The organism is Cellulomonas sp. (assembly GCF_017744555.1).
In the GTDB taxonomy this organism is placed as follows: domain Bacteria; phylum Actinomycetota; class Actinomycetes; order Actinomycetales; family Cellulomonadaceae; genus Cellulomonas.
The window spans coordinates 86,148-103,366 of record NZ_JAGIBD010000002.1 but is presented as its reverse complement, the minus strand read 5'-3'; the positions used below and the strand labels follow the sequence as shown (position 1 = coordinate 103,366).

Genomic DNA, 17,219 nt, shown 5'->3' with positions numbered 1-17,219 from the left:
TCGCGCCGACGGCCGTCAGTCGCCCTCTACGTTGAGGATCTGCCCCAGCGTGTGCCGGACCTCGACGAGGTCGGCAGGCTCGGCCGCTGGCCGCTTCATGGCCACGAGAGTGGCGGCCGCCAGATCGTCGCGTGCCCTTTCGGCCGGGGTCCTTCCGAGAATGCGACCTCGCTCGTCTCGGCGCGTCGCTGGGCGGGCCGACTGCCACGCAATAGCGATGTCAGCCTGATCCGCCTTGAGTCGGAGCCATGGCCGGATCTCCCGAAGAAAGTCGGCCGCGTTGTCGCCGCTTACCTGCCAGATCATTGCGTGGCGACGCAGCGACCGATTCAGTGTGCAGAGCGAACCGCCCCATCGCGCGCGCCAGCGCTCAAGCGTCTCCCGAGCTTCCTTGGACTCGGCTTGCGTGATCTGCGCTCGCAAGCAACGCCCAGTCGTGCCGTTGCTGTATATCCCGAGGGATCCTTCGCCGTCGAAGAACCCAGCAATATACGCCGCCTCGGCGTCGTCCATACCTGCCCCCGTACTCTTAACTCTTCAAGCAGTGGAGGCTGTCTACAGGTCGGCCGCGCCGGCCATTGACGGTTATCCACAGGCGACCCGTTCCGTTTGGCGGCGTCCGCACCGATGTGGCAGTCCACGAGGCAGCGGACTAGCTCTTTCCCGGACCGCGATGGCTTCACGCCACCGTTCGGGCTCGTTCTCGACCGACGAGCGGTGTGGGGCGCCGATCGGCGGTTGGCCGACGTTCTCGGACCGCCGTTCAGAGCGAGTCCGGCCCCCACCCGGTGAACGAGTGGGGGCCGATGCGTCAGTCGCCCTTCACGTTGAGGATCTGCCGCAGCGTGTGGCGGACCTCGACGAGGTCGGCGGCGTCGGCCATGACCCGCTCGACGTCCTTGTACGCCGCGGGGATCTCGTCGATGAACGCGTCGGTGTCACGGAACTCGATCCCGGCCATCGCCTCCCGCAGCTGCTCGTGCGTGAACAGCCGGCGGGCGGCGGACCGTGAATGGTTCCGGCCGGCACCGTGCGGCGAGGACTCCAGCGACAGGCGGTCGCCCTTGCCGGTCGCGAGCGCCGACGAGCCCACCGGAAGGACGACGAAGGGCAACGCGAACCCTAGGACGACGCAGAGCGCCATCGCGAGGTTCGGCTGCCATGCGGTCGAGAAGCCCGCGTCGTCCAGCGGCGCTCCCGCCCAGGAGTCGCGCGTGAGGCGGCTCCACGCCACCGCCGCCACGGTCACCACCGGGAGCAGCCGCCCGCCGACCAGCAGCGTGGTCGCGACGCGGGACCGCGTGCCGCCCGCCTTGACGACCCGCGTGTCGTCGCGATGCCGGGCGACGCGGTCGACAGGGCGCTCTGGCACGACGCGAACAGTAGACCCGATGCGTCGCTGCGTCGCTGCGCCAGGACGTCCGGCTCGTCGTCGCGTGTCGGCGTCAGTCCGGTTCGGGACGAAGCCCGCGATGTCCTCGACGAGGTGGTAGACGGGCACTCCGCGTTCCGCGAGCTCCTCGCGCAGGACGCGCTGGACCTGGTCCGGAGGTCGTCGCGAGGGCTAGCTCACGCCGGTTCCAGGTCGAGCAGGTCGCCCGGGGTGCACCCGAGCGCGTCGCACACCGCCGTGAGCGTGCTGAACCGGATCGCCCGCGCCCGCCCGTTCTTCAGCACGGACAGGTTCGCCACCGTGATGCCCGTCGCGACGGCGAGCTGCACGAGGGTCATGCCACGGTCGTCGAGCAGCGCGCCGAGCCGGCACACGACCCGGTGGGGCGTGTCGTCGTCGCTCACACGAGCCCCTCGGTGTTGGCCGCCAGGCGCGCGCCGCGGGCGGCGGCCGCCGCGAGCGCCCCCAGCAGCAGCGTGACGAGGAGCGGCCACCAGGTCACGTGGACGTCCGGGACGAGCCACCCGGACGGGAGGTCCCACGTGCGGACCCCGTCGCTGAGGGGCGCCTGCTCGCTGAGCGCGACGACCCGCGGGCCCGCGAGCGCGGGCAGGGCGAGCGCCAGCAGCCACGCACCCGCGACGACGGCCGCCGCGACCGTGAGCCGCCGAGCACCACCGGCTGCGAACGGGCGGCCCGCCGCCGTCGCGCGGAGCACCGGGAGGAGCAGCAGCGTCACGACTCCGCCGGTGACGAGCCCGAGCCAGTCGGGCACCCCCGCGAGCGCGGCGGTCAGGGGGTCCGCGTCGAGCACCCAGAGCCTCAGCGGCCCGGACGGCTGTGCCGGCAGCGGCTCGCCCGACGGCCACACGTCGGCGGAGACCGACGGCTCGCACCCGTCGCCCTCGACACAGGGCACGACGACCTCCGACCATGCCGGTGCGGACGGGCCCATCGCGACGGGCACCGCGGCCGCGCCGTCGAGCACGCCACGCACCCCGGCGACCACGCCGACCACGACGGCCAGCCAGGCGGCGACCACGACGATCCCGACGACGGTCGCCGTCGCGACGTCCCGCCGCACGGTCGTGCCAGTGCTCCCCGTCGTGGTCATCGGCCCGACCTCCATATCGACGATCGATGTGCTGCTCCCGCCGGCCATATCGACAGTCGAGATGCTCGACTTGAGCGTCGAACGCGACGTGCTCGGATGCCCCGGGCGACGTGGTGACGTACTTCGTGGTCCTCCCGCCTGGCATGCGACCCCCGGTCGTGGCTAGCGTGCGAAAGGTGACCCAGAACACGGAACCCATCGCCACCCGCGAGCGCACGGTCGACGGCTTCACACGCGAGTTCCTGCGTGAGCTCAACTTCGGGCAGGGCGTCGACCTGTCCCGGGCCTCGGTCAACGACCAGTACCTCGCCCTGGCGAGGACGGTCCGGCACTACCTCATGGTCCGGTGGCTCGAGACGCTGCGTCGTCAGCAGGAGCTCCAGGCCAAGTCGGTGGCCTACCTGTCGGCGGAGTTCCTGCTCGGACGGCAGCTCGACAACGCGCTGCTCGCGTCGGGCCTGCAGGACGTCGTCGAGGAGGGGCTCGGCAACCTCGGGATCGACCTCGCGACGCTGCGCGACGCCGAGGTGGAGCCGGGTCTCGGCAACGGCGGCCTCGGCCGGCTCGCGGCGTGCTTCGTGGACTCGCTCGCGACGATGAACGTGCCGTGCATCGGGTACGGCATCCGCTACGAGTACGGCATCTTCCGGCAGACGTTCGTCGACGGCTGGCAGGTGGAGAAGCCCGACAACTGGCTGGCCCTCGGGTCGCCGTGGGAGTTCCCGCACCCGGAGGCCGCCGTCACGGTGAACTTCGGCGGTCACACCGAGACGTACGACGACGAGGGCACCGAGCGGACCCGGTGGGTGCCGGGCTGGAGCGTGCTCGGCGTCCCGTACAACTACATGGTCCCGGGCTACGAGAACGGCCGCGTGAACACGTTGCGGCTGTGGAGCGCGCAGGCGACCCGCGCGTTCGACCTGGAGATCTTCAACGCGGGCGACTACGCCGAGGCCGTCCGGGCGCAGACGTTCGCGGAGAACATCTCGAAGGTCCTGTACCCCGAGGACTCGACCCCGCAGGGCAAGGAGCTGCGCCTGCAGCAGCAGTACTTCTTCGTCGCGTGCTCGCTGCGCAACTTCCTCGACCAGGTGCTGCCCGAGGGCTTCGACCTGCACAACCTGCCGAAGCGCATCATCTTCCAGCTGAACGACACGCACCCCGTCATCGCGATCCCCGAGCTCATGCGGATCCTCGTCGACGAGCGCGGCTGGGCGTGGGACGACGCGTGGGCGACCGTCCAGCAGGTGTTCGCCTACACGTGCCACACGCTGCTGCCCGAGGCGCTCGAGGTGTGGTCCGCGGAGCTGATGGGCCGGCTGCTGCCCCGGCACCTCGAGATCATCTACCGGATCAACGAGGAGTTCCTCGAGGGCGTGCGCGAGCGGTACCCGGACGACGAGCTGCGGGTGCGGCGCATGTCGATCATCGCCGAGCACCCCGAGCGGTCCGTCCGGATGGCGTACCTCGCGACGGTCGCGGGCACCAAGGTCAACGGCGTCGCGGCTCTGCACTCGCAGCTGCTGCGCGACAAGGTGCTCAGCGACTTCTCCGACTACTTCCCGGAGAAGTTCACGAACGTCACGAACGGCATCACGCCCCGCCGGTTCGTCCGGCTCGCCAACCCGGGGCTGTCGGGGCTCATCACGGGCGCGATCGGCGACGGGTGGGTCACCGACCTGGAGCGCCTCAAGGAGCTCGAGCCGCTCGCCGACGACGCCGAGTTCCGGCGGCTGTTCCGCGAGGTCAAGACGAACAACAAGCACCGCCTCGTCGGCGTGCTGCGCGAGCGCGACGGGATCGAGCTCGACCCCGACACGATGCTCGACGTCATGGTCAAGCGCCTGCACGAGTACAAGCGGCAGACGCTGAAGCTGCTGCACGTGGTGTCGCTGTACGAGCAGATCACGTCCGGCACGCTCGACGTCGAGAAGGTCACGCCACGCACGTTCGCGTTCGGTGCGAAGGCGGCCCCCGGCTACCGGATGGCGAAGCAGATCATCGGGCTCATCAACGCGGTGGGCCGGACCATCAACGAGGACCCGGCGGTCAAGGGGCGCCTCAGCATCGTGTTCCCGGCGAACTACAACGTCACGCTCGCCGAGACGCTCATCCCGGCGGCCGACCTGTCCGAGCAGATCTCGCTCGCCGGCAAGGAGGCGTCCGGCACGGGCAACATGAAGTTCGCGCTCAACGGCGCGCTCACCATCGGCACCGACGACGGCGCGAACGTCGAGATCCGCGAGCTCGTCGGCGACGAGAACTTCTTCCTGTTCGGTCTCACCGAGCCGGAGGTCGCCGAGATCGTCGACGCCGGCTACCACCCGACGTCGTACTACGAGTCGAACCGCACGCTGCGGCACGCGCTCGACCTCATCGCGTCCGGCAAGTTCTCGGGCGGCGACCGCCGGGTGTTCGAGCCCGTCGTCGCGAACCTGCTGCAGGAGGACCGGTTCCTGGTGCTCGCCGACTTCCAGTCCTACCTCGACGCGCAGGAACGGGTCGACGCCGCGTACGCCGACACGGACGCGTGGACCCGTTCGGCCGTCCTCAACGTGGCGCGCTCCGGGTTCTTCTCGTCGGACCGCAGCATGCGCGACTACATCGACCGGATCTGGCACACGCCGCCCGTCGACCCGAACGCGTGAGCCTCGCCGCGGCCGGTCCCTGTCGCGGGGCCGGCCACGGGCGGCGTGCTCGTTACCCTGGTCCCGTGACCCCCAAGAAGTCCCAGGAGATGAAGCCGTCCACGGCGGCCGCCAAGCTCGACGTGTACCTGCCGGCGACCCCTGAGGAGTTCCAGCAGGGGACGATCACGCGCGAGGAGCTCGCCGAGCTGCAGCGCAACCCCCCGCAGTGGCTCGTGGACCTGCACCGCGACGGCCCACACCCGCGCAACGTGGTCGCCGGGCGGCTGCGCGTGTCGATCAGCGGGCTCGCGCGCGGCGGCGTGACCGAGCCGCTCACCACCGAGCAGATCGCCGCGCTCGTGGCCGACCCGCCCGAGTGGCTCGTGCGCGAGCGGGCCACGCAGGAGGAGGTCCGCCGCGAGGAGCGCCGCCTGCGGGCGCGTGAGGCGGACCGTCGCGCGGAGGCCGAGCGGGCCTGACGGCTCCGGCCCGACGTCCTGCGGTGCGGCTGGCCGCCCGCAGGCGGGTCAGCCCGCGTCGTGCCAGTCGGACAGCGGCTCCCCGCGCACGACGCGCCCGAGCCGCCCGTCGTCCAGCGCGCACGCCCGTCCCACCACCGACGCGACGAGGACGGCGAACGACAGCGCGAACAGCCACCCGATGTACGCGAACGTCATCCCGAGCACCCCGAACTGCCGCGCGCCCGTCTCGAGGGCGATCGGCAGGTAGATCGCCCCGACGGCGCTCATCACGGCGAGTGCGACCGCGGACAGCAGCCCGCCGCACAGCAGCACGCGGGCCGCCACCTCGCGTTGCAGCAGCACCCACGGGACGTACGTCCACACGGCGGTCCACACCAGGATCTCGGCGGCCGCGTCGGCGACTCCGGACCACGTCCCCCCGGCGGTGGCCTCGCGGGTGATCCGCAGCAGCGCGACGGCTGCGACGACCGCGACGATGGTCGCGAGCCACCGCCACGCCGTCCGCAGGCCGGGTCGCTCGACCTCCCAGATCTTCGCGTACATCCGCTCCAGCGCCCGCGAGTAGGCGGTCGCGGTGATGAGCGCGACGAGGATCCCGGCGACGCCGATGCTGCTGCTGACCTGCGCGCTCGTCGGCACGCTGCCGGCGAGGGCGTCGCGGGCCTCGGGCGAGAGGCCGACCGCGTCGGCGAGCGCGTCGCCCGGCCCCCGGTGGGACGGCCCGAACGCGGCAGCCACGATGAGCACGGGCACGATCGACGTGAACGCCTGGGCGGCGAGGGTCATGGCCCGGTCGAAGGGCTCGATCCGCACGAACCCCGTCGCGCACGCGGTCCAGAGCCGCCACGCGCCGGTGCCCTGGAGGCGTCGCAGCTGGTCCGTGGCGAGGCCGCGCGCACGCCCGGTGAGCCCGGGATCCGTGCCGCGTGCGTCGGACATGCGCTCAGCGGCCCCGGCGCGGCTTGCGTGCGCCGCGGCTGGCGCTCGCGGCTCGGCCCGGGGTCTTCTTCGCGGTGCCGGACGAAGGACCGTGACCTCTCGACGCTCCGCCGCGCTGCGACGACGGCGGCTTCTTCCTCGCCTCGGCCTTCGGTTGCGCCGGCTCGGCGGGCGGTGCTCCCCGGCCCCTCGACGACCCGGCCGTGCGGCCGCGCACGATGCCGATGAACTCCTGCGTGAGGTCGTCCTCGGCGTCGACGAGCCACGCCAGGCCGATCGGGGACCCCGGGGCGTCGACCACCGGGCGGGCCGTCAGTCCGCGGCGCTGGTGCAGTCGGGCCACCGACTGGGGGAGCAGCAGCACGCCGACGCCGGCCGCGACCAGGTCGACCGCGTCGGGGGTGGTCGGCACGGCTCCGCCCGCGAACGGGGTGCCGGGCGCGTCCGACCAGCCCACGAGGTCGTCGTCCGGACGGATCACCGTCTCGTCGGCCAGGTCGTCGGGGGTGACCTCCTCGGCGACCGAGAACACGTGGTCCTTGGGCACCATCACGACGGTCGCCTCGGTGTAGAGCGGGATGACGTGCAGGCCGTCCCGGTCGACGGGGAGGCGGACCAGGGCCACGTCGGTGCCGCCTGCGCGCAGGGCGGTGACGGCGTCGGACGGGTCGGCGTGCAGCAGCCGGACCGGCACGTCGGGCAGCCGCTCCTGCCACACCCGCAGCCACCGGTCCGGGTTGACCCCGGGCACGATGAGCACCCGGAACTCCCGCCCGCCCGTCGTCGCGCCCGTCGTCGCGTCCTGCGTCATCGAACCCTCCGCACCACGACGTCGCGCACCTCGTGGCCCAGGTCCAGGCCGCGCTGCTCGAACTTGGTCACCGGCCGGTGCGGGGGCCGTGGCACGAACCCCGTGGCCGTGTTCACGAGCCCCGGGTCGGCGGTCAGCACCTCGAGCATCTGGTCGGCGTAGTGCACCCAGTCGGTCGCGCAGTGCAGCGTGCCGCCGACACGCAGCCGGGACCGCAGCAGCGCGACGTGCGCGGGCTGCACCAGTCGGCGCTTGTGGTGCCGGGCCTTGGGCCACGGGTCGGGGAAGAACACGTGCACCGCGTCCAGCGACCCCTCGGGCAGCGCGCGGCGGACCAGGTCGAGCGCGTCGCCGTGCCCCACGCGGACGTTCGTCAGGCCCAGCTCCTCGACGAGCCCGAGCAGGTTCGCGACCCCCGGCAGGTGCGCCTCCATCGCCAGGTAGTCGCGGCCGGGGTCGGCGGCGGCCATCGCGGCCGTCGTCTCGCCCATGCCCGAGCCGATCTCCAGCACCAGCGGCGCGTCCCGGCCGAACAGGGCGCGCACGTCGAGCATCCCGTCGGGCGTCCGGGGCATCGGGCCGTGGTCGTCGTCGTGCACCGAGAAGCCGAACCGCGGCCACAGCCGTTCCAGCGCGTCCTGGCGCTCCCTGCCCAGGGCCGCCCGGCGCGGGTGGAACGTGCGCAGCGGCTCGTGCGGGCGCGACGCCACGTGGCGGAAGGCGTCGGACGGCAGGCTCACGACGGTCAGCCTACGGACGTCCCGACGCGGTCCCGTCGTCGGCCCGCGGCCCGGACGAGGTCCCGGCCGCTCTCGCCGCCCACCGCCCGGGCCACCGGTCAGCCCTGCGCCGCGGGTTGCTCGGCGTTCGGGCCCATCAGCGCGAAGACCTCGCCGAACGGGCCCTGCACGAGGGCCATCCGGCCGTACGGGGTGTCGGTCGGCGGGCTCACCACCGTGCCGCCGAGCTCGGCCGCCCTGGTCGCGGACACGTCCGTGTCGTCGACCCCGAAGTACAACGTCCACGCGGCGGGCGCGTCCGGGCCGACCTGGCTGCCGTAGCCGCCGACGCCCGCGACCGTCTGGCCGTCCACCGACACCGTGGCGTACGTGAACCCCGGCGCCGACATGTCGTCGACGCCCCACCCGTACACGCGCCGGTAGAAGTCGAGCGCGGCGGGCTGGTCGTGCGTCATGACCTCCGACCACACCACCGAGCCGGGCTCGTCGACGGCGTCCCACCCGGTGTGCGTGCCGGGCTGCCACGCGCCGAACACGGCCCCCGTCGGATCCACGTAGATCGCCATCACGCCCATGTCGAGGATCGCCATGCCCGTCACGAGCACCTGACCGCCCGCGTCGGTCACGGCCGCCGTCGTGCCGGCGACGTCGTCGGTCGCCAGGTACACGCACCACGCCGCCGGCGGCGCCGGGTCCTCACCCATCGGCTCGGCCATGCCCGCCACCCGCCGACCGTCGAGCGTCGCCTGCACGTAGCCGCCCGTCTCGGGCCCGCCGACCACGAACTCCCAGCCGAGCAGCGGGCCGTAGAACGCCTCCGCCTTCGGGACGTCCGGGACCGTGATGTCCGCCCACGCCGGCGTGCCCGGCGGGAAGGCGGCGGCGTGCGTCGACATGGGCGGCCTCCTTGCCGTGACCTGGGGACGGCCCCATCACACACCCATCCCGACGACCCCGGCCACCGGGGCGGTGCAAGGGCCGCGGGCGGGCGGGGGGTGCCGGGCTGTGCTACTCACGGGTGCATGGGTGACGAGCGACCCGCGGACGGGGAACGGGGCGAGCCGGTCGTGCCCGTGCTGCCGGCGGGCGCGGCCGAGCAGGCGCAGGAGACCGGGGGCGAGAGCACGCTCACGGTCGCCGTCGCGTTCGCGGCGAACCTGCTGATCGCCGTCGCGAAGACCGCTGCCGCGGTGCTGACGGGTGCCGCGTCGATGCTCGCGGAGGCCGCGCACTCCTGGGCGGACACGGGCAACGAGGTGTTCCTGCTGCTGGCCCAGCGCAAGGCCTCCCGTCCGGCGGACCGGACGCACCCGTTCGGGTACGGCCGCGAGGTGTACGTGTGGTCGCTGTTCGCGGCGATCGGGCTGTTCGCAGTGGGTGCCGGGGTGTCGATCACGCATGGCGTCCAGGAGCTCGTGCACCCCGAGCCGGCGACGGACTTCGGCATCGCGTACGCGGTGCTGGCCGTGTCGTTCGTGCTGGAGGGCGTGTCGTTCTTCCAGGCGTCCAGGCAGGCGAAGCGGTCGGCGGCGAAGCGCGAGCAGGACGTCATCGAGCACGTCCTCGCGACGTCGGACCCGACCGTGCGGGCGGTGTTCTTCGAGGATGCCGCCGCGCTCGTCGGCATCCTCATCGCGGCCGTCGGCATCGGGCTGCACCAGACCACCGGGTCGACCGTGCCTGACGCGGTCGGCTCGATCCTCGTCGGGGTGCTGCTCGGCGTCGTCGCCGTGGTGCTCATCGACCGCAACCGCCGGTTCCTCGTCGGGCAGACGGCCGACGAGGGGCTGCAGCGGGCGGCGATCACGGCGCTGCTCGAGCAGCCGGAGATCGCACGAGTCACGCAGCTGCACCTGCAGTACATGGGCGCGCAGCAGATCTTCCTCATCGGCGCGGTGGACCTGGACGGCGACCCGGACGAGACCGAGGCGTCGCACGTGCTCGCCGCGCTCGAGCGCCGGATCGCCGCGCAGCCTGGCGTCGTCGCCGCGGTGCTGTCGCTGTCCGAGCCGCAGGAGGCGTCGCTGCAGCCGTGACGACCCCCGCCGCCGGGCGGCCGCCCCGTGTCATCCGGTGCGGGTGACGCGGCCGACCGCCCTGAGAGGCGACGCTGGACGACGACCCGAGGAGCGCCCATGACGATGCCGGACACCGACTTCCGCGTCCCCGTCCGACGCCTGCTCGCCCTCACGGTGCCGTCTGCCGTGGTCGGCGTCGTCTGCTCGGTCACCCTCGTCGGGTTGAGCGCGCTCGCGGGCGTGATCGAGGGCTGGCTGTGGGACGACCTGTCGGGCGTGTTCGGGCTGTCCCGCGACGACCCCGTGTGGATCGTCGTCATCCTCACGCTGACGGGCCTGCTCGTCGGGCTCGTGGTCCGCTTCGCGCCGGGCCACGCCGGTCCCGACCCGGCGACCGCCGGGCTCGTCGAGGCGCCGCTGAAGATCGGCGTCGTCCCGGGGCTCGCCCTCGCGATGGTGCTCATGCTCGCCGGCGGCGTCAGCCTCGGCCCCGAGAACCCGATCATGGGGATCAACGCCGCGCTGGTCGTGTGGTTCGGCGGGCGGTACCTCAAGGCGATCGCGCCGCCGCAGTGGGTGATCCTCACGACCGCCGCGACGCTCGGGGCGATGTTCGGGACGCCGCTCGCAGCCGCGCTGATGCTCACGGAGATCGACCCCGGCGACAAGCGGATCCCGATCTGGGACCGCATGTTCGGACCGCTCGTCGCGGCGACCACGGGCGCCCTGACGACGATGCAGCTCTCGCCGGACCTCACCTTCGACATCGGCCTGCCTGACTACGTGACCACGTCGCTCGGCGACATGGGCCTGGCGATCGTGCTCGCCGTGGTCGCCTCGGCCGTGGGGGTGCTCGCGGCCTACGCCTTCACGCCCCTGCACCGGTTCGTGCACCGCGTGCGCCACCCGGTCCTGCTGCTCACGGCCGGCGGGCTGGTGCTCGGTCTGCTGGGCGCCGCAGGCGGCCCGATCACGCTGTTCAAGGGCCTGGAGCAGATGAAGGAGCTGCCCGGCCTGATGGCCACGACGACCGGGCTGGGCTTCCTGACGTACGCGCTGATCAAGCTCGTCGCGCTGCTCATCGCCAGCTCCGTCGGGTTCCGGGGCGGGCGCATCTTCCCGGCGACGTTCGTCGGGGCGTCGCTCGGGTTCGCCGTGCACGGGTTCTGGCCGTCCGTCGACATCACGCTCGCGGTCGGCGCGACGACGGTCGGCATCCTCGTCGCGGCGACGCGCAGCGGGTGGCTCGGGCTGCTGCTCGTCATCGTCATGCTGCCCGACCGCGAGCTGTTCATCCCGATGCTGCTCGCGACGCTCGCGGCGTGGCTCGTCGTCACGAACCGTCCCGAGCTGCGCGCGAAGGACACCGAGACGACCCCGCCACCGCCTCCCGCCGACACGACGGCACCGGTGGTCGACGGCGCCGCGGTCAGCCCGCCGGACGGTCCGTCGCCCGACCCGGACCCGGGGCCAGGTCCGGAGCCGGGGCCGAGCGCGGCGCCGCGTCCGGCGTGACGTGCGTGTCGAGGAACCGCACGACCTCGTCGAGGTAGCGCTCGCGGGCGGGCGACGGGGACAGCGCCAGGTCGTGCGCACCACCCGGGACCTGCACGAACGTCACGTCGGCGCCGAGCAGGGGCGCGCGGGCGGCGATCTGCGCGACGTCGAGCACGGAGTCGCTCGAGACGAGCCTGTCGTGCACCCGGTCGTCCGGCCCGGTGGCGTCGGACGCCAGGACGAGCACGGGCACGTCGACGTCGAGCCCCCGGGCGACGCGCGCGTGCCCGCGGCGGATCGCGCGCACGAACCCGGCTCGCACGGGGAACCCCTCGTGCGGCTTCCACGTGAGGTCGTACGTCCACTCGCCGCCCGAGTCCGCGTGCAGCGCGCGGCCGTAGTGCGGGGCGATGTGCGCGACGACGAGGTTCGGCGCCCACCGGCCGACCACGCCGAGCACGGGTGCGAGGACGTGGCGCTCGAGCCAGGAGCCCCGCACGTCGAGCCAGGGGCTGTTGAGCACGAGCGCGTCGATGAGCCCGTTCCCGCGGCGCGAGTCGGCCCACAGCGACGCGACCAGGCCGCCCGTGGAGTGGCCGAGGAGCACGAGCTGGTCGTGGTCGGCGCGGATCAGCCGGACGGCGGCGTCGATCTCCTCGGTGTACGTCGCGAGGTCGGTCGTGTCGTTGGGCGGGCGGCCGTCGCGGATGGAGCGGCCGTAGTCGCGCAGGTCGAGGGCGTACAGGTCGTAGCCGTGCGCGGCCAGGGCGTCGCCGACGTGCGCCTGGAAGAAGTAGTCCACGAACCCGTGCACGTAGAGCACGGCGCGGCGCGACGGCGCGTCGGTGACGCGGTGGACGAGGGTCGCGACGGGGGCGTCGCCGCGGGCGTCGGGCTTGAGCGCGAGCGTGCGGGCCGTCCAGCCCGGACCGAGCACGTCGGGGACGTCGTCGTCGACCATGCGCGTGATCCTGCCACGGGGACCTTGGCGCCCGCTGGCGCACAGAGTTGAGCGGAATAGACTCAACTTCGGTCGTCGTTGGGCTGTGCAGACACCAGAACACCCCACAGGAGGTCATGTGGACGCCAAGTTCACCACCCGCTCGCAGGAGGCCCTGGGCGACGCCGTCCAGCAGGCCTCGGCCGCCGGCAACCCCCAGCTCGAGCCCGCGCACCTGCTCAACGCGCTGCTCCAGCAGGAGGGCGGCGTCGCGAACGGGCTGCTCGACGCGGTCGGCGCCGACCGTGCCAACCTCGGCCGGTCGATCCGCTGGATCCTCGTCGGCCTGCCCCAGTCGTCCGGGAGCACCGTCGCGCAGCCCACCGCGTCGCGCGCGACCGCGTCCGCCCTGGAGGCCGCGTCGTCCGAGGCGCGCGCCCTGGGCGACGACTACGTCTCGACCGAGCACCTGCTGCTCGGCCTCGCCGCCGGCCAGTCCGGCGTCGCCGACGCGCTGCGCTCCGCGGGTGCGTCGCGCGAGGCGCTGCTCGCGGCCCTCCCGAACGTGCGGGGCTCGGCGCGCGTCACCAGCCCGAACCCCGAGGGCACGTTCAAGGCGCTCGAGCAGTACGGCATGGACCTCACACAGCGCGCCCGCGACGGCAAGCTCGACCCCGTGATCGGCCGCGACGCCGAGATCCGGCGCGTCGTGCAGGTGCTGTCGCGCCGCACCAAGAACAACCCCGTGCTCATCGGCGAGCCCGGTGTGGGCAAGACCGCCGTCGTCGAGGGCCTCGCCCAGCGGATCGTCGCGGGCGACGTGCCCGAGTCGCTGCGCGGCAAGCGCCTCGTCGCGCTCGACCTGGCCGCGATGGTGGCCGGTGCGAAGTACCGCGGCGAGTTCGAGGAGCGGCTCAAGGCCGTGCTCGCCGAGATCACCGGTGCCGAGGGCGAGGTCGTCACGTTCATCGACGAGCTGCACACCGTCGTCGGTGCGGGCGGCGGCGCCGAGGGCGCGATGGACGCCGGCAACATGCTCAAGCCGATGCTGGCCCGCGGCGAGCTCCGACTCGTCGGTGCGACCACGCTCGACGAGTACCGCGAGCGCATCGAGAAGGACCCCGCCCTCGAGCGCCGGTTCCAGCAGGTGTTCGTCGGTGAGCCGTCCGTCGAGGACACCGTCGCGATCCTGCGCGGGCTCAAGGAGCGGTACGAGGCCCACCACAAGGTGACGATCGCCGACTCCGCGCTCGTCGCGGCCGCGACCCTGTCCGACCGGTACATCACCGGGCGGCAGCTGCCCGACAAGGCCATCGACCTCGTCGACGAGGCCGCGTCGCGGCTGCGCATGGAGCTCGACTCGTCGCCCGTCGAGATCGACGCGCTGCGCCGCGCCGTCACGCGCCTCGAGATGGAGGAGGTCGTGCTGTCCGAGTCCGACGAGGAGGCGTCCCGCGAGCGGCTCGAGCGGCTCCGGGCCGACCTGGCCGACCGCCGCGAGGAGCTCGCGTCGCTCACCGCGCGGTGGGAGAAGGAGAAGGCCGGCCACAACCTGGTCGGCGACCTCAAGGCCCGCCTCGACACGCTGCGCTCGGACGCCGAGCGGCTGCTGCGCGAGGGCGACCTGGCCGCCGCCGCACGCATCCAGTACGGCGAGATCCCGGCGCTGCAGCAGCAGATCGCCGACGCCGAGGCGTCCGAGGAGCAGGTCGACGCGGACGTCGCACCGCAGGGCACCCCGATGATCGCCGAGAAGGTCGGTCCCGACGAGGTCGCCGAGGTCGTCGCGCAGTGGACCGGCATCCCCGCCGGGCGGCTGCTCGAGGGCGAGACGGCGAAGCTCCTGCGCATGGAGGAGGTCATCGGCGCGCGGCTCATCGGCCAGTCGAAGGCGGTCGCGGCCGTGTCCGACGCCGTCCGACGGGCGCGCGCCGGCATCTCCGACCCCGACCGGCCCACCGGCTCGTTCCTGTTCCTCGGACCCACGGGCGTCGGCAAGACCGAGCTGGCCAAGGCACTCGCGGACTTCCTGTTCGACGACGAGCGCGCGATGGTCCGCATCGACATGAGCGAGTACTCCGAGAAGCACTCGGTGGCCCGGCTCGTCGGTGCACCTCCCGGCTACGTCGGGTACGAGGAGGGCGGCCAGCTCACCGAGGCCGTGCGCCGTCGGCCGTACTCGGTGGTGCTGCTCGACGAGGTCGAGAAGGCGCACCCCGAGGTGTTCGACGTGCTGCTGCAGGTGCTCGACGACGGGCGCCTCACCGACGGTCAGGGCCGCACGGTCGACTTCCGGAACGTGATCCTCGTGCTCACGTCGAACCTGGGGTCGCAGTTCCTGGTCGACCCGCTGCTCTCGCAGGAGGCCAAGCGCGACGCCGTCATGGGGGCCGTGCGGGCGTCGTTCAAGCCCGAGTTCCTCAACCGGCTCGACGACGTGGTGCTGTTCGACCCGCTGTCGATCGAGGAGATCGGCCGCATCGTCGACCTGCAGGTCGAGGCGCTCGCTCGGCGGCTCGCCGACCGCCGGCTCACGCTCGACGTCACGCCCGCGGCACGCGAGTGGCTCGCGCTCGAGGGCTACGACCCGGCCTACGGTGCGCGTCCGCTGCGGCGGCTCGTGCAGAAGCAGATCGGTGACCAGCTCGCCCGCGGGCTGCTGTCCGGGGACGTGAAGGACGGACAGACGGTGGTCGTCGACCGCGAGGGGGACGCGCTGACGATCTCGTCCGGGGCGGCCGCACCGGTCCACACCTGAGGCCCTTCTGGCACGCTGACCTGCATGCCCGACGCCCTCACGCTGCCCGAGCCTCGCACGCCCGACCCCGCCGACGCCCCACCCCTGCGGTGGGGCGTCCTGGCGCCCGGCCACATCGCGCACCAGTGGACGACCGCCGTGCTCGCGCACACCCGGCAGGAGGTCGTCGCCGCCGGCTCCCGGTCGCTCGACCGGGCGCAGGCGTTCGCCGACGCGCACGGGATCGCCCGCGCGCACGGGTCGTACGAGGAGCTCGTCGACGACCCGCACGTCGACGCCGTGTACGTCGCGAGCCCGCACAGCCACCACCACGACCAGGCCCTGCTCGCGCTGCGGGCCGGCAAGCACGTGCTCGTCGAGAAGGCGTTCACGCGCAACGCCGCCGAGGCCCGTGCGCTCGTCGAGGCTGCCCGCGACGCCGACGTGCTGCTCATGGAGGCCATGTGGACCCGCTACCTCCCACACACCGACGTCATCCGGCAGCTCCTCGACGACGGGGCCCTCGGTGACGTCCACCGCGTCGTGGGTGACTACGGCGTCCGTACCGACCCCGACCCGACGCACCGGCTCCTCGATCCCGCGCTCGCCGGCGGCGTGCTGCTGGACCTCGGGATCTACCCGCTGTCGTTCGCGTCGTTCGTCGCCCGGCACGCCGGTCTCGGCCTCTCCCCGCGCACCGTCCAGGCGGCCGGCTCGCTCACGTCGACGGGCGTCGACGCGCAGATCAGCGTGCAGGTCGGGTACGACGGCGCCGAGGCGCAGCTGTTCACGTCGATGCTCACCGCGTCCGGCCACACCACCCACGTGCACGGCTCCGAGGGGCGCCTCGACGTCGACGACCGCTGCTACGTCCCCGCGGGTGTCACCCTCACCGTCGGCGACCGCACCGGCACGTGGGACGCCAACCGCATCACCGGGTACGGCGGCCTGAGCTTCCAGGCCGCGGCCCTTGCCACGTACGTCGCCGAAGGGCGGCGCGACTCGCCGCTGCTCCCGCTCGACGAGACCGTGGCGATCCTCGAGACCGCGGACGAGATCCGCCACCAGGTCGGGGTCGTGTACCCGGGCGAGTGAGCAGGTAGGTCGCTCGGGGCGCGCCTGCGGCTGCCGCCTGGTCCTCCGCCGGCGGTGCGCATCCCCGCCGCACCCCCGCCGCGCGCCCGCCGTCCGGTCGCGCGATGCTGGACCGTGCCCGACGACCGACCCGGCGCGCAGCGCTGGGTGCCGCCCGACGGCGACGTGGACAGTCTCGCCGCCGCTGCGCCCGCCTGCCGCGGGTGCGAGCTGTGGGCGCCCGCGACGCAGGTCGTGTTCTCGTCGGGATCCCACGACGCCGCGATGATGCTGGTCGGGGAGCAGCCCGGCGACCGGGAGGACCGCGAGGGCGAGCCGTTCGCCGGACCCGCCGGCCGCGTGCTCGACGAGGCCCTTGCCGCGGCGGGTGTCGACCGGGACGTCGTCTACCTGACGAACGCCGTCAAGCACTTCCGGTTCGAGCAGCGCGGCCCGCGCCGCCTGCACAAGACGCCGACGGTCGCGCACATCCGCGCGTGCCTGCCGTGGCTGACCGCCGAGCTGGCCGCCGTGCGGCCGCGGGTCGTGGTGGCGCTCGGTGCGACGGCGGCCCGGGCGGTCCTCGGACGGGAGGTGACGATCGGCGAGGTGCGCGGCCACGTGCTGGACGCCGCCGACGACGTCCCCGTGCCGACGGTGGTCACCGCGCACCCGTCGTCGGTGCTGCGGATCAGGGAGGCCGCCGACCGGTCCGCCGCGCTCACCGCCCTCACCGACGACCTGCGCACGGCTTGGGCCGCGGCGAACGCGTGACCGGTGCCGACGGGCGAGGCTCAGCCGAGCCGTGATGCGGCGGGCGCGGCCCGGCGGAACATCGACGGGC

15 protein-coding genes and 1 pseudogene are annotated in these 17,219 nt (G+C 73.3%); 7 read left to right on the top strand and 9 right to left on the bottom strand.

Going from position 1 to position 17,219, the window contains the following annotated elements; all coding sequences use genetic code 11:
• Positions 1–15: 15 nt before the first annotated feature.
• The 4 genes and pseudogenes from J7523_RS02685 to J7523_RS02670 all read right to left on the bottom strand — a co-directional run bounded on the left by J7523_RS02685 (position 16) and on the right by J7523_RS02670 (position 2,507).
• On the bottom strand, positions 16–513 hold the full coding sequence (locus J7523_RS02685) for a hypothetical protein (RefSeq protein WP_291881895.1): 498 nt from the start codon (positions 511–513) through the stop codon (positions 16–18).
• A gap of 298 nt (positions 514–811) precedes the next feature.
• Positions 812–1,084 (bottom strand): annotated as a pseudogene (locus J7523_RS02680) (RtcB family protein); the annotation flags it as partial.
• Between the two features lie 485 nt (positions 1,085–1,569).
• Positions 1,570–1,797 (bottom strand): helix-turn-helix transcriptional regulator, encoded by a 228-nt coding sequence (locus J7523_RS02675; RefSeq protein ID WP_291881892.1) that lies wholly within the window; start codon positions 1,795–1,797, stop codon positions 1,570–1,572.
• Entirely contained in the window at positions 1,794–2,507 is a 714-nt protein-coding gene (locus tag J7523_RS02670; protein WP_291881889.1) for a hypothetical protein, read from the bottom strand. The genes J7523_RS02675 and J7523_RS02670 overlap by 4 nt, the downstream gene beginning before the upstream one ends.
• Positions 2,508–2,683: 176 nt before the next feature.
• Between J7523_RS02670 and J7523_RS02665 the strand changes: the two genes are divergently transcribed.
• Together J7523_RS02665 and J7523_RS02660 are read left to right on the top strand one after the other, a co-directional pair.
• A complete protein-coding gene (locus tag J7523_RS02665) occupies positions 2,684–5,155 on the top strand; it encodes a glycogen/starch/alpha-glucan phosphorylase (protein ID WP_291881886.1) in 2,472 nt (823 codons plus the stop codon).
• 65 nt (positions 5,156–5,220) lie between these two features.
• Positions 5,221–5,616 carry a DUF5997 family protein gene (locus tag J7523_RS02660; protein WP_291881883.1) on the top strand — a complete coding sequence of 132 codons (396 nt, stop codon included), beginning with the start codon at positions 5,221–5,223 and terminating at the stop codon, positions 5,614–5,616.
• A gap of 48 nt (positions 5,617–5,664) precedes the next feature.
• On the opposite strand, the gene J7523_RS02655 is transcribed toward J7523_RS02660, so the two are convergent.
• The 4 genes from J7523_RS02655 to J7523_RS02640 all read right to left on the bottom strand — a co-directional run bounded on the left by J7523_RS02655 (position 5,665) and on the right by J7523_RS02640 (position 9,005).
• Positions 5,665–6,558, bottom strand: a complete 894-nt coding sequence (locus tag J7523_RS02655) for a YhjD/YihY/BrkB family envelope integrity protein (protein WP_291881880.1) — start codon at positions 6,556–6,558, stop codon at positions 5,665–5,667.
• Positions 6,559–6,562: 4 nt separating this feature from the next.
• Positions 6,563–7,369 (bottom strand): LysR family substrate-binding domain-containing protein, encoded by an 807-nt coding sequence (locus J7523_RS02650; protein ID WP_291881877.1) that lies wholly within the window; start codon positions 7,367–7,369, stop codon positions 6,563–6,565.
• Complete coding sequence (gene trmB, locus J7523_RS02645) at positions 7,366–8,109, bottom strand: tRNA (guanosine(46)-N7)-methyltransferase TrmB (protein ID WP_291881874.1); 744 nt, start codon at positions 8,107–8,109, stop codon at positions 7,366–7,368. Before trmB ends, J7523_RS02650 begins: the two co-directional genes overlap by 4 nt.
• Before the next feature lie 98 nt (positions 8,110–8,207).
• Positions 8,208–9,005, bottom strand: coding sequence for a VOC family protein (locus J7523_RS02640; protein WP_291881871.1), 798 nt, complete (start codon positions 9,003–9,005; stop codon positions 8,208–8,210).
• Positions 9,006–9,131: 126 nt separating this feature from the next.
• Between J7523_RS02640 and J7523_RS02635 the strand changes: the two genes are divergently transcribed.
• Both J7523_RS02635 and J7523_RS02630 read left to right on the top strand, forming a co-directional pair.
• Positions 9,132–10,145 carry a cation transporter gene (locus J7523_RS02635; protein WP_291881868.1) on the top strand — a complete coding sequence of 338 codons (1,014 nt, stop codon included), beginning with the start codon at positions 9,132–9,134 and terminating at the stop codon, positions 10,143–10,145.
• Between the two features lie 99 nt (positions 10,146–10,244).
• A complete protein-coding gene (locus tag J7523_RS02630) occupies positions 10,245–11,642 on the top strand; it encodes an ion channel protein (protein ID WP_291881865.1) in 1,398 nt (465 codons plus the stop codon).
• Here J7523_RS02630 and J7523_RS02625 read toward each other — a convergent pair.
• Positions 11,557–12,585, bottom strand: a complete 1,029-nt coding sequence (locus tag J7523_RS02625) for an alpha/beta hydrolase (protein ID WP_291881861.1) — start codon at positions 12,583–12,585, stop codon at positions 11,557–11,559. The two genes, J7523_RS02630 and J7523_RS02625, sit on opposite strands and share 86 nt — an antisense overlap.
• Before the next feature lie 118 nt (positions 12,586–12,703).
• Between J7523_RS02625 and clpB the strand changes: the two genes are divergently transcribed.
• From clpB to J7523_RS02610, 3 genes are all read left to right on the top strand, one after another.
• Positions 12,704–15,322 carry an ATP-dependent chaperone ClpB gene (gene clpB, locus J7523_RS02620; protein ID WP_291881858.1) on the top strand — a complete coding sequence of 873 codons (2,619 nt, stop codon included), beginning with the start codon at positions 12,704–12,706 and terminating at the stop codon, positions 15,320–15,322.
• Between the two features lie 24 nt (positions 15,323–15,346).
• Complete coding sequence (locus tag J7523_RS02615) at positions 15,347–16,396, top strand: Gfo/Idh/MocA family oxidoreductase (RefSeq protein ID WP_291881855.1); 1,050 nt, start codon at positions 15,347–15,349, stop codon at positions 16,394–16,396.
• A gap of 114 nt (positions 16,397–16,510) precedes the next feature.
• Entirely contained in the window at positions 16,511–17,149 is a 639-nt protein-coding gene (locus tag J7523_RS02610; protein ID WP_291881853.1) for a UdgX family uracil-DNA binding protein, read from the top strand.
• Positions 17,150–17,219: the final 70 nt, after the last annotated feature.

Excerpts from the sequence above, each read along its gene's own strand:
- J7523_RS02640 (WP_291881871.1), bottom strand. The coding sequence starts at position 9,005 with ATGTCGACGCACGCCGCCGCCTTCCCGCCGGGCACGCCGGCGTGGGCG.
- J7523_RS02630 (WP_291881865.1), top strand. The coding sequence starts at position 10,245 with ATGACGATGCCGGACACCGACTTCCGCGTCCCCGTCCGACGCCTGCTC.
- J7523_RS02625 (WP_291881861.1), bottom strand. The coding sequence starts at position 12,585 with ATGGTCGACGACGACGTCCCCGACGTGCTCGGTCCGGGCTGGACGGCC.
- J7523_RS02635 (WP_291881868.1), top strand. The coding sequence starts at position 9,132 with ATGGGTGACGAGCGACCCGCGGACGGGGAACGGGGCGAGCCGGTCGTG.
- J7523_RS02670 (WP_291881889.1), bottom strand. The coding sequence starts at position 2,507 with ATGACCACGACGGGGAGCACTGGCACGACCGTGCGGCGGGACGTCGCG.
- J7523_RS02685 (WP_291881895.1), bottom strand. The coding sequence starts at position 513 with ATGGACGACGCCGAGGCGGCGTATATTGCTGGGTTCTTCGACGGCGAA.
- J7523_RS02655 (WP_291881880.1), bottom strand. The coding sequence starts at position 6,558 with ATGTCCGACGCACGCGGCACGGATCCCGGGCTCACCGGGCGTGCGCGC.
- J7523_RS02650 (WP_291881877.1), bottom strand. The coding sequence starts at position 7,369 with ATGACGCAGGACGCGACGACGGGCGCGACGACGGGCGGGCGGGAGTTC.
- J7523_RS02615 (WP_291881855.1), top strand. The coding sequence starts at position 15,347 with ATGCCCGACGCCCTCACGCTGCCCGAGCCTCGCACGCCCGACCCCGCC.